This is a genomic window from Chromobacterium subtsugae (assembly GCF_035919665.1).
Classification (GTDB): domain Bacteria; phylum Pseudomonadota; class Gammaproteobacteria; order Burkholderiales; family Chromobacteriaceae; genus Chromobacterium; species Chromobacterium subtsugae.
The window spans coordinates 4,378,869-4,392,749 of sequence record NZ_CP142381.1 but is presented as its reverse complement, the minus strand read 5'-3'; the positions used below and the strand labels follow the sequence as shown (position 1 = coordinate 4,392,749).

Genomic DNA, 13,881 nt, shown 5'->3' with positions numbered 1-13,881 from the left:
CAGGCTTGCCAGTCAGGTGAGGTTCCCCAGCCTCGCTTCACCCAGAGATGTTCCTCATTCTTCTTTATGGCGCCTTTCGGCGCCATTTTTCTTTTGGCGGACGCTGCGCGCTTCTGTTGGGGCTCACTGTGCCGGCGGCTCCCCGGACTTGTCCTTGCTGGCCAGCATCGCGGTCAGGCTGGCCAGCTTGCTCTTGCCCTCGCTCTTGCTGACCAAAGGCTCGGCGCCGGGCTTGCCGAAGTGGCGCAGATCCTCGCCGTCGATTTCGTTGATGAAGCGCGACGGTTCGATGAACTGCCATTCGCCGGCGCGGCGGCGCTTGACGCAGTAGCTCAATGTCAGGCTGCGCTGCGCGCGGGTGATGCCGACGTACATCAGCCGCCGCTCTTCCTCCACCATGCCGTTGTCCACCGATTCGCTGTGCGGCAGGATGCCTTCCTCGCAGCCGACCAGAAACACATGCGGGTACTCCAGCCCCTTGGACGCGTGCAGCGTGGACATCTTCACCGCGTCCACCTCGCCTTCGTCGCGGCCTTCCAGCATGGTGATCAGCGCGATGGTCTGGGTCAGCTCGATCAGGTTCTTGCCGTCGGCCTCGCCCTTTTTCGCCAGCCAGCCCACCATGTCCAGCATGTTCTTCCACTTGGTTTCGGCGATCTTGGGGCTGTCCTCGCTGTCGTACAGCCAGGCTTCGTAGCCTATCGCCTGCAACAGCTCCAGCGACAGCTGGCCTGCCGGCTCGCGGGTGGCGCGGTACTGCAGCTGGTTGATGAATTCGCAGAATTGCTCCAGCGGCGCCAACTGGGCGGCCTGGATCTGCACCCGCAGGCCGGCATCATGGGCGGCGGCGAACAGGCTCTTGCCGTACTGGCCGGACCAGGCGCCCAGCTTTTCCAGCGTGCCGGCGCCGACGCCGCGCTTGGGCGTGGTGATGGCGCGGATGAAGGCCGGGTCGTCGTCGGGGTTGGTGATCAGGCGCATGTAGGACAGCAGGTCCTTGATCTCCGGCTTGTCGAAGAAGCTCTGGCCGCCCGCCATCTGGTAGGGGATGCGTTGGTTGCGGAGCGATTGCTCGAAGATGCGCGCCTGGTAGTTGCCGCGGTAGAGGATGGCGTAGTCCTTGAAGTCGGTGCGGTGCTCGAACTTGTGGGCCAGCAGGCGCTGCACCACGGTTTCCGCCTCGTGCTCCTCGTCCTTGCATTGCACCACGTGTATTGGCTCGCCCAGGCCCAGCTCGCTCCACAGCTGCTTTTCGAACAGCTTGGGGTTGTTGGAGATCACGCTGTTGGCGGCGCGCAGGATGCGGGCGGTGGAGCGGTAGTTCTGCTCCAGCTTGATCACCTTCAATGCCGGGAAGTCCTGCTGCAGCAAGCGCAGGTTTTCCATATTGGCGCCGCGCCAGGCGTAGATGGACTGGTCGTCGTCGCCCACCGCGGTGAACAGGCCGCGCACGCCGGCCAGCAGCTTCACCATCTGGTACTGGCAGGTGTTGGTGTCCTGATATTCGTCCAGCAGCAGGTAGCGCAGCTTGCCCTGCCATTTCAGCAGCACTTCAGGGTGGGTGCGGAACAGCTGCACCGGCAGCCGGATCAGGTCGTCGAAGTCCATCGCCTGGTAGGCGGTGAGGGTGTCCTGATAGGCGAGGTAGGTGCGGGCGCAGACGCTCTCCCACTGGCCATCCGCGCTCACCATCATGTCGTCCGCGGTTTTCAGGTCGTTTTTCCACAGCGAGATCTGGCTTTGCACCTTGCGGATCTCGTCCTTGGAAGTGGTGTTCAGGATGTCGGCGATGATCTTGCCGGCATCGTAGGCGTCCAGGATGGAGAACTGGGTCTTGTAGCCCAGGTGCGGCGCCTCCTGCCGCAGGATGTGCATGCCCAGCGAGTGGAAGGTGGAGACGGTGATGCCGCGGATCTCGGCCGGCGTCATCAGCTTGCTCACCCGCTCCAGCATTTCGCGCGCGGCCTTGTTGGTGAAGGTGATGGCGGCGATGTGTCGCGCCGGGATGCCGCCTTCGCGCACCAGATGGGCGATCTTGTAGGTGATCACCCGGGTTTTGCCGGATCCGGCGCCGGCGAGCACCAGCAGCGGGCCGTCTAGGTAATGGATGGCCGCGCGTTGCGGCGGATTGAGCAGGGGTGCGGACATGGCGGTGGCGCCCGGGCGGGCGTAGCAAATCGGTAATCAGGACCGTGCATTGTAGCATGCGGTATCATGGCTCATCGCGGATGGGCGGCAATCCCGATCCGCTTCTCAGGGAAAGAACATGGCCATCTACGCAATCGGCGACATCCAGGGGTGTTTCGCGCCGTTCCAGCAGCTGCTGCGGCAAATCGACTTCAATCCCGGCAAGGATACCTTGTGGCTGACCGGAGACCTGGTCAACCGCGGCCCGCAGTCGCTGGACGTGCTGCGCTGGGTCTATCAGCACCAGGACCAGGTGGAGATGGTGCTGGGCAATCATGATCTGCATCTGCTGGCGGTGTCGGAAGGCTTCGGCAAGCTGCATCGCGACGACACCATAGGCGATATTCTCAATGCCGCCGACGGCAAGGTGCTGCTGGACTGGCTGCGTTGCCAGCCGATGATGCTGGAGGGACAGGGCTATGCGATGGTGCACGCCGGCCTGTTGCCGGAGTGGAGCATCTCCAAGTCGCTCCGGCTGGCGGAGGAGGTCGAGTTCGGCTTGTCCGGCGCGCGCCACCGCGAGTTTCTCGGCCGTTTGTACGGCAACAAGCCGGTGCGCTGGAGCGATGATCTGAAAGGGGCTGACCGCTTGCGGCTGATCGTCAACGTGATGACGCGGATGCGTTTCCTGACCCGCGACGGCGAGCTCGACCTGAGCTACAAGGGCGAGCTGGACGGCGCGCCGGCCAATCTGATTCCGTGGTTCGAGGCGCCGAACCGCCGCCATGGCGGCACGCCCATCGTCTGCGGCCACTGGTCGGCGCTGGGGGTGCATCTGGACGATGATGTGCTGGCGATAGACTCCGGCTGCCTGTGGGGCGGCAGCCTGTCGGCGCTGCGGCTGGATGACAGGCAGCTGTTTTCTCTGCCATGCCCGGCTTACCGGGAGATTTTGCTTCCCGCCGGCAGATAAATAAAGTTTTACGGAAGCTGGTGCGAGGCTGGCCTTGTTGTCATAATTGCGCCCTCCGCCAGCTTTCACCTTCAGCATGAGCTATCTGTCCATTGAATTCGCCCTGGCATTTGTCGGCTTTTTCGCCGCCTACTGGGGCTGCCGCCGCATGCCCAGCTTGCAGAACTTGCTGCTGCTGGTCGCCAGCTACCTGTTCTACATCAAGCTGGACTGGCGCTTCGCCGCCATCCTGGCCTGCTACACGCTGGTCCAGCATGCTCTGAGCCGCAAGATGCTGGCCTCGGCCCATCCGCGGCGCTGGCTGCAATTGGCGCTGGCCCTGGCGGTGTGCAATCTGGCCCTGTTCAAGTATTTCGACTTTTTCCGCGAAAGCGCGCAGGCCGGCCTGCACGCGCTGGGGATATCGGCGATGCTGCCGGCGCTGGACATCCTGATGCCGGTGGGAATCTCCTTCTATACCTTCCAGTCGGTCAGCTATCTGGTTTCGGTGTACCGCAAGGAGATGGCGCCGGCGCGCCTGCCGCAGTTCGCGCTGTTCCTGGTGTTTTTCCCCACCTTGCTGGCTGGGCCGATCTGCCGCGCGCGCGACCTGCTGGAGCAATTGCGCAGCCCGGCTCTGCGCCAGGCGGCGAATTTCGACCGCGCGCTGGGCCTGATCGTGCTGGCCTTGCTGAAGAAGCTGTGGCTGGCCGGCTGGCTGGCCAGCGCCTGGGTCGACCCGGTATTCGCCGCGCCGGACACTTTCCATACGCTGGAGGTGTGGGCGGCGTTCTACGCCTACGCGCTGCAGATCTACCTGGATTTCTCCGGCTATACCGACCTGGTCACCGCGCTGGCGCTGCTGCTGGGCATCCAGCTGCCGCGCAATTTCGACAGTCCCTACCTGGCGCTCAACCTGCGCGATTTCTGGCGGCGCTGGCATATTTCGCTGTCCAGCTGGATCCGCGACTACATCTATATCCCGCTGGGCGGGAACCGCGGCGGCTTCGCCCGCGGCCAGGCCAATCTGCTGGCGGCGATGCTGCTGTCCGGCCTGTGGCACGGCGCCAGCCTGAAGTATCTGGTGTGGGGCGCGATGCATGGCCTGGGCGTGGTGGGGCTGAACATCGGCGACAAACTGTGGCGGCGCGACGGCGTCAGCCAGCGCTGGCCGTGGCTGGCGCGGCTGATCACCTTCCACTACGTCTGCCTGGCCTGGGTGTTCTTCCGCGCCCAGTCGCTGGATGAGGCGATGGACTTTCTGCGCGCGATGGCTGGCACCGGCCAGACGCTGACGCTGAACGCGCCGGGCCTGCTGTTGCTGCTGGCCTTGTGGCTGGCGGCGCTGCCCAGGCTGGCGCCGCTGCGCGAGCGCTGCATCGTCCAGTTGGCGGCCTTGCCCTGGTGGGGCAAGCCGCTATTGCTCAGCGCCTGCGCGCTGCTGGTGATTTCGCTGGCGCCGTCGGGCATTCCCGCCTTCATTTACTACCAATTCTGATCGTCAGCCATGCTAGCCGCCTATCCGCACCGCCGCATCCTCGTCATCCTGCTCAGCTCCATGCTGCTGCTGTTCTGGGTGGAGCAGGCCGCCATCAATGCTTATTGGCGGCAGACTTTCCATAGTCCCAGCCTGCTGGAGAAGCTGGAGGAACTGTCGCCGTGGCGCGAGGGCGGCGAATTGGGCGGCGGCCTGCGCCAGCAAAGCGTGGCTTTGCAGCAACAGGTGGGCATGTGGGACCGCCGGATGGTGGAGCGCTTGAACGCCTGCTGCCTGGCCCAGACGCCGGCGCCGGTTGCCGCTGCCGCCAAGAAGCCGCCGCAGGCTTCGGCGCCGGCCGCCGCCGCCAAGGCGCTGGATCCCCGGCTGGCGTTGCAGCCGGGCCTGCCGGTGTTGCTGGCCGGCGATTCCATGATGCAGGGGGTGGCGCTGCATTTGCTGCCGCCGCTGTTCCGCCAGCACCAGGTGAAGGCGATAGACGTCAGCAAGCAGAGCACCGGCCTCACCTATCCGGACTTCTTCAACTGGCCGGCTACCATAGAGCGGCAATTGACGGCCAATCCCAAAGTACAGCTGCTGGTGATGTTCATCGGCGCCAATGATACTTGGGACATGGTAGGCGGCAGCCATTACATCCGCTTCGCCTCGCCGGAGTGGGAGCAGCGCTACCGCGAGCGCATCCGCAGCATTTACGCGAGCGCGAATAAACGCAAGATCAAGGTGTTGTGGCTGGGCCTGCCCAATATGGGCCGGGACAAGCTGAACGACGGCGCGCACTACTTGAACCGCTTGTACCGCGAGGAAGCCGCGGCCGCCGGCCAGCGCTTCATCGCCACCCGCGAGGTGCTGGGCAGCCGCGACGACAGTTTCAACAAATTCATGACATTGCCCGACCAGGGCGAGGTGGCGGTGCGCACCGCCGACGGCGTGCATTTCACCCGGCAAGGCCAGCTGCTGCTGGCGCGCCGCGTCCTGGCGGAATTGAGGTTTGAATGACAGCTAAATTCATTGCGGGCTGGCTGCTGGCCGGCGCGCTGGCGGGCCAGGCCCAGGCCGCGCCGGTGCAGGATTTCGGCGAACCCAACCTGAGCCGGCTGGCGGCGCGCCTGAGCTTGCAGGCTGATGCGCAGCAGCCAGTGCGCATCATCCAGTTCGGCGATTCGCATACCGCCGCCGACTACCTCAGCGGCGAGTTGCGCGCGCGGCTGCAAGCCCGTTTCGGCGACGCCGGCATAGGCTGGCTGCCGCCGCTCAACGTGCCGGGCCAGCGCAACGCGCTGGGGCTGGTGCGCAGCGAGGGCTGGAGCCTGCGTAACAGCCGCCGCGACGACGACCCCGACTTTCCGCTGGGCGGCTACATCGGCGCGGCGCAGCGTCCGGGCGCGCTGGTGAGCGTGCAGGCCCGCGCCGCGGACAATAGCTTGTGGCGGGTGCGGGTCTGGCTGCGCCAGGCAAGCGACGCGGCATCGCTGACTGTGGACGACGGCAATGGGCCGCGGCGCATCCAGGCCGCCGCCGGCGCCGGCTGGCAGCGGGTGGAAATGAAGCTGAAGCTGCCGTTCACGCTGCGGGCGGACAGCCTGCCGGCGCCGGAACTGGGCGGGTTCGAACTGGAAAAGCTGGCGCCGGGAGTGGTGCTGGACAGCGTAGGCAGCAATGGCGCCGAACTGGCGCTATGGCGGCGCTGGGGCGGAATATGGGGCCGGCAGATGGCAGCGCGCGACGCCGACCTGGTGATCCTGGCCTACGGCACCAACGAGGCTTTCGACGCCAAATTGGACCTGGACGAATACCGCACCACCTTGCAGGGCGCCATCGGCCTGGTGCGAGCGCAGCTGCCGCAGGCTGCCATTCTGCTGCTGGGCGCGCCTGACTCCGCGCGCCGCAAGGGCGGGGCGGTCAGTCAGGAATGCGCGGGGCCCAAGCGTCCGCTGATGCTGGCAGCGGTGCAGCAGACGCAGCGCCAGTTGGCGCGCGACAATCATCTGTTGTATTGGGATTGGGAGCAGGCGATGGGCGGGCCGTGCAGCATGCGGCTGTGGCAGCAGCACCAGCTGGGCCGGCCCGATCTGGTGCACTTCACCGCGCCGGGCTACACCCGCCTGGCTGACGACCTTTACCTGAACCTGATGCAGCGCCTGGGGCGCTGACTCAGGCCCGGCTGGTTTCCGCCGGCGCGGCGGCCTGCGGCGCGTCTTCCAGGCTGATGCGCAGGCCGCGGGCCACTTCGCGCCGGGCCTGTTCGGCCAGCAGGAAGCGGTTGTCGAGGCCGGCGTCGCCGGCGCGCAGCGCCTGGCCGTAGCAAATCTCCACTTCGATCTGCGGCACGCTCAGCACCTTGCCTATGCTCTGGAACAGCGAAATCTGGCCGATATAGGCCGCCTCCAGCAGCAGGCTGCCGTCTGGCCGCTGGTAGCGCAGCGACACCGGCTGCACCGTGCCGCCGGACAGCAGCGCGGCTTCGAACAGCGAGGCCTTGAACGGCAGCAGGCTGCTGCCGTCCGAGGTGGTGGACTCCGGGAACACCGCCATGCAGCCGCCGTTGCTCATCGCGTCGGCCAGGATCTGGTTGACGCGACTGGCGTCGCGGCGGTTGCTGCGATCGATGAACAGGGTGCCGGCGACATAGGCCAGCCAGCCTATCAGCGGCCAGCTGCGGATCTCGCGCTTGGCGACGAAGCGCGACACCGTGCAGCTGTTGAGCGCCGCGATGTCCAGCCAGGACACGTGATTGGCCACCAGCAGGGTGTTGGGCGGATAAAAGCCCGGATTGACGCCCTGCACCTTGATGCTGACGCCCAGGATCTTCAACGCCTGCTGCGCCCAGCGGCGGGTGACCACCGCGCGCTCGGCCTGGGCCAGGCGGGAGTAGCGGGTGGCGACGATGAGCACGCCGACGGCCAAGTGGCTCAGCAGGCGCAATACGCGGCCGCAGCGGGTTGGAAACGAGGTTGTGGCGGGTGACTTCAAGATTTTAAGATTTCATGTCTGAGAGATGACAGCCCGCCACTCTAACATGGCTGGCACAGTGGGCAATAGTAAGTGCTGCGCTGTCCCTGGCGAATTTGCCGGATCGGCGTGCCGCACTGGCGGCAGGGCTCCTCCTGGCGGTTGTACACCATATAGCTTTGCTGGAAGTAGCCGGGCTTGCCTTCGCTGTCGACGAAGTCGCGCAGCGTGCTGCCGCCAGCCTCGATGGCGCGGGCCAGCACCGCCTTGATTTCGGCCGCCAGCCGCTCGCATTCTTCGCGGCTGAGGCTGGAGGCCGGGCGGGTTGGGGCGATGCCGGCGTAGAACAGCGATTCGTTGGCGTAGATATTGCCGACGCCCACCACCACATGGTTGTCCATCAGCGCCAGCTTGATCGGGCTGCCGCGCTTGCCGATGGCCTGGTGGAGGGTGGCGCCGTCGAAATCGGCGGACAGCGGCTCCGGCCCCAGCGCTTGCAGCAGCGGATGCGTTTCTATCGGGCCGATGTGCCACAGCACCGCGCCGAAGCGGCGCGGGTCGCGGTAGCGCAGCAACTGCCCGTCCAACAGCAGGTCGATGTGGTCATGTTTTTGCGCCGGGGTGTCCGCCGCCAGGATGCGCAGACTGCCGGACATGCCCAGGTGGATCAGCAAGGTGCCGCTGTCGCACTCCAGCAGCAGGTATTTGGCGCGGCGGCTGACCGCCCGCACGGTTTCTCCGGCGAGGCGCGCGGACAGGTCCGGCGGCACCGGCCAGCGCAGGCTGCCGTTGCGCACTATGGCGCCGCGCAGGGCGCGGCCCTCAAGATGGGATTGCACGCCGCGGCGGGTGGTTTCGACTTCTGGCAGTTCTGGCATCGGGAAGCGTGGCTCGCAAATGGTGTAAAGATGAAAACCGGACATGCTATTCTACGCGTTCAACAGGCTTTGAGCAGGCAACTTACTCCATGCGAATGAAACCGCTGAAACGAACTCTCCCGTTGCTGCTGGCGCTGCTGCTGCCGGCTTGCGCCAGCGTCAAGCCGCCGCTGCCCCAGCCTGTCGCCGCCGCGCAGGACAACGCCGACGGCGATGCCTCCGCCAAGGCCGACGAGGCCAAGCTGCCCAAGCAGGAACTGACGCCCGAGATCCTTTACGGCGTGCTGGCCGGCGAGGTCGCCGCCCGCCGCGGCGGCGCCGGCTCCGCCGGCCTGACCTATCTGGACCTGGCGCGCCAGACCCGCGATCCGCGGATGGCGCAGCGCGCCGCCGAATTCTGCCTGCTGTCCGGCCAATTGAAGGAAGCCGCGGAGGCCTTGTCGCTGTGGATCCAGCTGGATCCGGATTCGCTGCCGGCGCGCGAGCAGCTGTTCATTACGCTGATGCGCGGCGGCAAGCTGGCCGAAAGCAAGCCGCTGATCGAGGACCTGCTGCAAAGGGAACCGGCGCGCGCGCCGGCCATCTTCGTGCAGCTGGCCAGGCTGAGCGCCCGCCAGGACGGCGGTTCGGCCGAGTCCTACAAGCTGGTGGCCGACCTGGCCAGCCGCTATCCCGACCTGCCCGAGGCGCGCTTCGCGGTGCTGGCCGCGGCGGCGGATAATAACGATCAAAAGGCGGTGGACCGCGAGTTCGACCGCCTGGCGCAGATCGCGCCGAAATGGGATCTGCCGGTGGCCTGGCAGGTGGATCGGCTGCGCCGCCAGGACATCCCGGGCGCGGCCGACTTCCTGCGGCGCGAATTGGCGCGCCGCCCGGACGCCGGCCTGGAGCTGCAGGCGGCCTATCCGCGCCTGCTGGTCGGCGCCAAGCGCTTCGTCGAGGCGCGGGTGGCTTTCGAGGCGCTGCTGAAAACCCATCCCGACAATCCGGACCTGCTGTATGCGACCGGCCTACTGGCCTACCAGATGCGCGACCTGAAGGTGGCGGATCAGCGGCTGCAGCGCGCGCTGGCGCAGCAATACCCGGACCAGGATTTTGTCCGCTACACGCTGGGCCAGATCGCCGAAGACGATCACGACGCGGCGCGCGCCGAGGGTTGGTACCGCCAGGTCGGGCAGGGCCAGCAATACCTGCCGGCGCAGTCGCGGCTGGCGCTGCTGGAAGCGGGCGAAGGACAGCTGGACCAGGCCTTGAGCCGGCTGGGCCAGCTGGGCGGCACCGAGCAGGAGCGGGTGTCGTTGGCGCTGCTGCAGTCGCAGCTGGCGCGCGACGCCAAGCAGCCGCGCAAGGCTTACGAATTGCTGACCAAGGCCTTGCAGAGCCATCCCAAGTCGGGCGAGCTGCTGTACGAGCGCTCGCTGGTGTCCGACCTGCTGGGCAATGCCGGCAACGCCGAGCGCGATCTGCGCTTGGTGCTGAAGGACAAGCCGAACGACACCCAGGCGCTCAACGCGCTGGGCTACACGCTGGCCAACCGCACCACCCGCTACAAGGAAGCTTACGGCTATATCGAAAAGGCGCTGAAGGCGGAGCCGGACAATCCGGTGATCCTGGACAGCATGGGCTGGGTGCAATTCAAGCTGGGCCGGCTGGAAGCCGCCCGCAAGAATCTGGACAAGGCCTACCAGGCGATGCCGGACCCGGAAGTGGCCGCCCACCTGGGCGAGGTGCTGTGGCGGCTGGGCCGCCAGGACGAGGCGCGCGCGCTGTGGAACAAGGAGCTGGCGGCGCATCCCGGCCATGAAGTGCTGACCGAAACCGTGCAGCGCCTGGGCGTCAAGCTATGATGGCGAGGTGCCTGGCCTTGCTGCTGGCGCTGCTGCTGGCCGGCTGCGCCAACGAGGCGCTGTTTCGGCCGCCGCAGTCGCCTGCCGCGGCGGCGGATCAGCCTTTCAATGTCAGCGGCAGGCTGTCGGCCAATCTGGACGGCAAGGGCCATGTCGCCAACTTCGATTGGCGGCATGAGCCGCCGCGCGACGAGGTGGCGATCAATTCGCCGCTAGGCAACACCGTGGCCAAGGTGCTGCGGGAGCCGGGCGGCGTCACGCTGCTGGCCGATGGCAAGAGCTGGCAGGCCGACGATGTTGAAAGCCTGACCCAGCAGGTGATGGGCTGGCCGCTGCCGCTGTCCAACCTGGTGTGGTGGATACGCGGCCTGCCGGCTCCCGGGGTCGACAGCAGCGTCGATGCCGACGGCAATCTACAGCAGCAGGGTTGGCATATCCGCTTCATCCGCGACGCCGATGTCGAGGCCGACCATCCCAAGCGGGTGGAAATGCAGCGCGAAGGGCTGACAGTGAAGGTCGTGGTGCAAAGCTGGCGCTAGCCGGCCGCGCGATTCCGCATTGCAAAGGTAATCATTCAGATCATGTCGTTCCAGTTTCAATCGTTCCCGGCGCCGGCCAAACTCAATCTGCTGCTGCACGTGGTCGGCAAGCGCGCCGATGGCTACCACCTGCTGGAGACGGTGTTCCGTTTCATCGATTTCGGCGATACGCTGGAGATCGCCGCGCGCGGCGACGGCATGATCGAATTGCTGACGCCCACCGACGGCGTGCCGGCTGAGCAGGATCTGACCGTCCGCGCCGCGCGGCTGCTGCAGCGCGAGAGCGGCTGCGCGCTGGGCGCCAGCATCCGCCTGGACAAGCGCATTCCGATGGGTGGCGGCTTGGGCGGCGGCAGTTCCGACGCCGCTACGGTGCTGATCGCGCTGAACCGGTTGTGGGGGCTGGGTTGGCCGCGCGAGCGGCTGCAGGCGCTGAGCCTGCAGCTTGGCGCCGACGTGCCGGTTTTCATCTTCGGCCGCAGCGCGCTGGCCACCGGCGTCGGCGAGGTTTTGGCGCCGATCGCCTTGCAGCCGGCCTGGTATTTGGTAATTCACCCACAGGTTCATGTGCCGACCGCGGCGATATTCCGCAATTTTTCGCAGAGCATGTTGACAGAGGTAGGGGTCGACGGCATAATGCGAATCCTCGAAACAACGCAGCAGCGACGAAACGATCTGCAAAACGTTGTTTCAGGCATGTTTCCAGCGGTGAATGAAGTACTGAGCGAGCTGAGAAAATATGGTTCGCCGCTGATGACTGGTTCCGGAGCCTGCGTGTTCATGGAATTCAAGTCGAAAGACGAAGCCGATAAAGTTTACCGGGTGTTGTCGGAAAAGTATCAGGGATTTGTAGCGCAAGGACTCGATGTCCACCCCCTGTTCGACAGCGCTGAATAAAGTTACTGGGGAGTCGCCAAGTGGTAAGGCACCGGATTTTGATTCCGGCATTCGTAGGTTCGATCCCTACCTCCCCAGCCAGGACTTTCTCCTTATGAAGAGAGAGCATGAAAAAAGCGTGTAAGAGTCCCTTACACGCTTTTTCTTTATCCAGCTAAGGCAAAGCGAATCATGGCGGCATACGACAGTTTGATGGTATTTACCGGTACGGCTAATCCGGAACTTGCTCAAAACGTAGTCAAACATTTGGATATCTCGTTGGGGCGCGCCGACGTCGGCAAGTTCAGCGATGGCGAAGTGGCGGTTGAGTTGCTGGAAAACGTGCGCGGCCGCGACGTTTTCATCCTGCAGTCCACCTGTGCGCCGACCAATGACAACCTGATGGAAATCCTGACCATGGCCGACGCGCTCAAGCGCGCTTCCGCCGGTCGTATCACCGCAGCGATTCCCTATTTCGGCTATGCCCGCCAGGACCGTCGTCCGCGTTCCGCACGGGTGCCGATTTCCGCCAAGCTGGTGGCCAATATGCTGACCAGCGCCGGCATCGACCGCGTGCTGACCGTCGATCTGCACGCCGACCAGATCCAGGGCTTTTTCGACATCCCGGTGGACAACGTCTACGCGACGCCGGTACTGTTGAAGGACATCCGCGCCCAGCGCTTCGACGATCTGATCGTGGTGAGCCCCGACGTCGGCGGCGTGGTGCGCGCCCGCGCGGTGGCCAAGGCGCTGAACACTGATCTGGCGATCATCGACAAGCGTCGCCCCAAGGCCAATGTGGCCGAGGTGATGAACATCATCGGCGACGTGTCCGGCCGCACCTGCCTGATCGTCGACGACATGATCGACACCGCCAACACGCTGTGCAAGGCGGCTTCCGCGCTGAAAGAGCGCGGCGCCCAACGCGTGCTGGCCTATGCGACCCACCCGATCTTCTCCGGTCAGGCGGTGGACCGCATCAAGAATTCCGACATCGATATGGTGGTGGTGACCGACACCATCCCGTTGACCGCCGCGGCCAAGGCCTGCCCGAACATCCGGGTGGCTTCGATCGCCGGCCTGCTGGCGGAGACGCTGCGCAGGATCAACAACGAAGAATCGGTGTCCTACCTCTTCAATGAGGAACTGGTTGCGACGGGCGCCTGCCTGCCGTAAACATCTGGCCTGCTGGTCGCGGCGGGCCGGGTGCTTCTAACTGAAACTGGAGTTTTACAATGTCTTTTGAACTGATTGCTAGCAAGCGTGTTGATCTGGGTACGGGTGCGAGCCGCCGCCTGCGTCACGCTGGCCAAGTGCCGGCCGTGGTTTACGGCGCCGGCAAAGAAGCCGTTTCCCTGGTGCTGGATCACAACACCATGTACTACGCTCTGAAGAACGAAGCCTTCCACGCCTCCGTGCTGGATCTGGTCATCGACGGTCAGAAAGAGCAAGTCAAAGTGGCTGCATTCCAGATGCACCCGTACAAACAGCAAGTCATGCACATCGACTTCACTCGTGTGTGATCCCTGCTGCCGTGCCGCCTGGCGGTAACGGTGAAGAGCCCGTTGTGCGCCCAAGTGGCGGGCAGCGGGCTTTTTAATTTGGAATGACGATATGTCCGGCATTCGCCTGATTGTCGGCCTGGGCAACCCGGGCCCCGAATACGAAAAAACGCGCCACAACGCCGGTTTCTGGCTGGTGGACGAATTATGCTGGCAGTTCAAGGGCAACTGGCGCAGCGAAGGCAAATTCCATGGCGACGTCGCCAGGGTGGACATCAACGGCCAGGACGTCTGGCTGCTGAAGCCGATGACCTATATGAATCTGTCGGGCCAGGCCGTGCTGGCGCTGGCGCAGTTTTACAAGATCCTGCCGGACCAGATCCTGGTGGTGCACGACGAACTGGACCTGCAGCCCGGCACCGCCCGCTTCAAGCAGGGCGGCGGCCATGGCGGCCATAACGGCCTGAAGGACATCGCCGCTCGTCTGAGCTCGCCGGCATTCTGGCGCCTGCGCCTGGGCATCGGCCATCCCGGCGACCGCAACGAAGTGGCCAACTTCGTGCTGAAGAAGCCGCGCGGCGAAGAGCAGCAGGCGCTGGACGAGGCCATCCTGGCATCGTTGCGCGAATTGCCGCGCGCGATCGCCGGCAAAATGGCCGAGGCGATGAAGGCCCTGCATACCGAGGCCAAGTGAAATCAGGGCGGGCGGCCCG

The 13,881-nt window shown here is 65.2% G+C and carries 13 protein-coding genes and 1 tRNA gene; 11 read left to right on the top strand and 3 right to left on the bottom strand.

Translation table 11 applies throughout. The features are described from left to right. Positions 1 to 123: 123 nt before the first annotated feature. Positions 124 to 2,148 carry a UvrD-helicase domain-containing protein gene (locus tag U6115_RS20925; protein WP_043573308.1) on the bottom strand — a complete coding sequence of 675 codons (2,025 nt, stop codon included), beginning with the start codon at positions 2,146 to 2,148 and terminating at the stop codon, positions 124 to 126. A 118-nt stretch (positions 2,149 to 2,266) separates the two neighbouring features. Here U6115_RS20925 and U6115_RS20920 point away from each other — a divergent pair, with 118 nt between their 5' ends. The 4 genes from U6115_RS20920 (at position 2,267) to U6115_RS20905 (ending at position 6,727) form a co-directional block, all read left to right on the top strand. Further along, entirely contained in the window at positions 2,267 to 3,100 is an 834-nt protein-coding gene (locus U6115_RS20920) for a symmetrical bis(5'-nucleosyl)-tetraphosphatase (RefSeq protein ID WP_043573311.1), read from the top strand. 76 nt (positions 3,101 to 3,176) lie between these two features. Further along, positions 3,177 to 4,577 carry an MBOAT family O-acyltransferase gene (locus U6115_RS20915; RefSeq protein ID WP_043573314.1) on the top strand — a complete coding sequence of 467 codons (1,401 nt, stop codon included), beginning with the start codon at positions 3,177 to 3,179 and terminating at the stop codon, positions 4,575 to 4,577. A gap of 9 nt (positions 4,578 to 4,586) precedes the next feature. Beyond that, entirely contained in the window at positions 4,587 to 5,573 is a 987-nt protein-coding gene (locus U6115_RS20910) for an SGNH/GDSL hydrolase family protein (protein WP_043573316.1), read from the top strand. Continuing rightward, on the top strand, positions 5,570 to 6,727 hold the full coding sequence (locus U6115_RS20905) for an SGNH/GDSL hydrolase family protein (protein WP_052257948.1): 1,158 nt from the start codon (positions 5,570 to 5,572) through the stop codon (positions 6,725 to 6,727). The genes U6115_RS20910 and U6115_RS20905 overlap by 4 nt, the downstream gene beginning before the upstream one ends. Before the next feature lies 1 nt (position 6,728). Here the strand turns inward: U6115_RS20905 and U6115_RS20900 are convergent, their stop codons facing one another. Together U6115_RS20900 and mutM are read right to left on the bottom strand one after the other, a co-directional pair. Further along, positions 6,729 to 7,547, bottom strand: a complete 819-nt coding sequence (locus tag U6115_RS20900) for a lysophospholipid acyltransferase family protein (RefSeq protein ID WP_043573319.1) — start codon at positions 7,545 to 7,547, stop codon at positions 6,729 to 6,731. Between the two features lie 41 nt (positions 7,548 to 7,588). Continuing rightward, entirely contained in the window at positions 7,589 to 8,404 is an 816-nt protein-coding gene (gene mutM, locus U6115_RS20895) for a bifunctional DNA-formamidopyrimidine glycosylase/DNA-(apurinic or apyrimidinic site) lyase (RefSeq protein ID WP_047258355.1), read from the bottom strand. 89 nt (positions 8,405 to 8,493) lie between these two features. On the opposite strand from mutM, the gene U6115_RS20890 reads away from it, so the two are divergent. The 7 genes from U6115_RS20890 to pth all read left to right on the top strand — a co-directional run bounded on the left by U6115_RS20890 (position 8,494) and on the right by pth (position 13,862). Beyond that, complete coding sequence (locus U6115_RS20890; protein ID WP_047236614.1) at positions 8,494 to 10,251, top strand: tetratricopeptide repeat protein; 1,758 nt, start codon at positions 8,494 to 8,496, stop codon at positions 10,249 to 10,251. Further along, positions 10,248 to 10,790, top strand: coding sequence for a lipoprotein insertase outer membrane protein LolB (gene lolB, locus U6115_RS20885; RefSeq protein ID WP_172670367.1), 543 nt, complete (start codon positions 10,248 to 10,250; stop codon positions 10,788 to 10,790). Before U6115_RS20890 ends, lolB begins: the two co-directional genes overlap by 4 nt. 42 nt (positions 10,791 to 10,832) lie before the next feature. Beyond that, positions 10,833 to 11,687 (top strand): 4-(cytidine 5'-diphospho)-2-C-methyl-D-erythritol kinase, encoded by an 855-nt coding sequence (gene ispE / locus U6115_RS20880; RefSeq protein WP_043579356.1) that lies wholly within the window; start codon positions 10,833 to 10,835, stop codon positions 11,685 to 11,687. A gap of 6 nt (positions 11,688 to 11,693) precedes the next feature. Further along, positions 11,694 to 11,768: transfer RNA gene (locus U6115_RS20875), tRNA-Gln, on the top strand. A gap of 90 nt (positions 11,769 to 11,858) precedes the next feature. Then, positions 11,859 to 12,842 carry a ribose-phosphate pyrophosphokinase gene (locus tag U6115_RS20870; RefSeq protein ID WP_043579354.1) on the top strand — a complete coding sequence of 328 codons (984 nt, stop codon included), beginning with the start codon at positions 11,859 to 11,861 and terminating at the stop codon, positions 12,840 to 12,842. 59 nt (positions 12,843 to 12,901) lie between these two features. Then, complete coding sequence (gene rplY / locus U6115_RS20865) at positions 12,902 to 13,189, top strand: 50S ribosomal protein L25 (protein ID WP_043579352.1); 288 nt, start codon at positions 12,902 to 12,904, stop codon at positions 13,187 to 13,189. 91 nt (positions 13,190 to 13,280) lie between these two features. Beyond that, on the top strand, positions 13,281 to 13,862 hold the full coding sequence (pth, locus tag U6115_RS20860; protein ID WP_043579351.1) for an aminoacyl-tRNA hydrolase: 582 nt from the start codon (positions 13,281 to 13,283) through the stop codon (positions 13,860 to 13,862). Positions 13,863 to 13,881 lie beyond the last annotated feature (19 nt).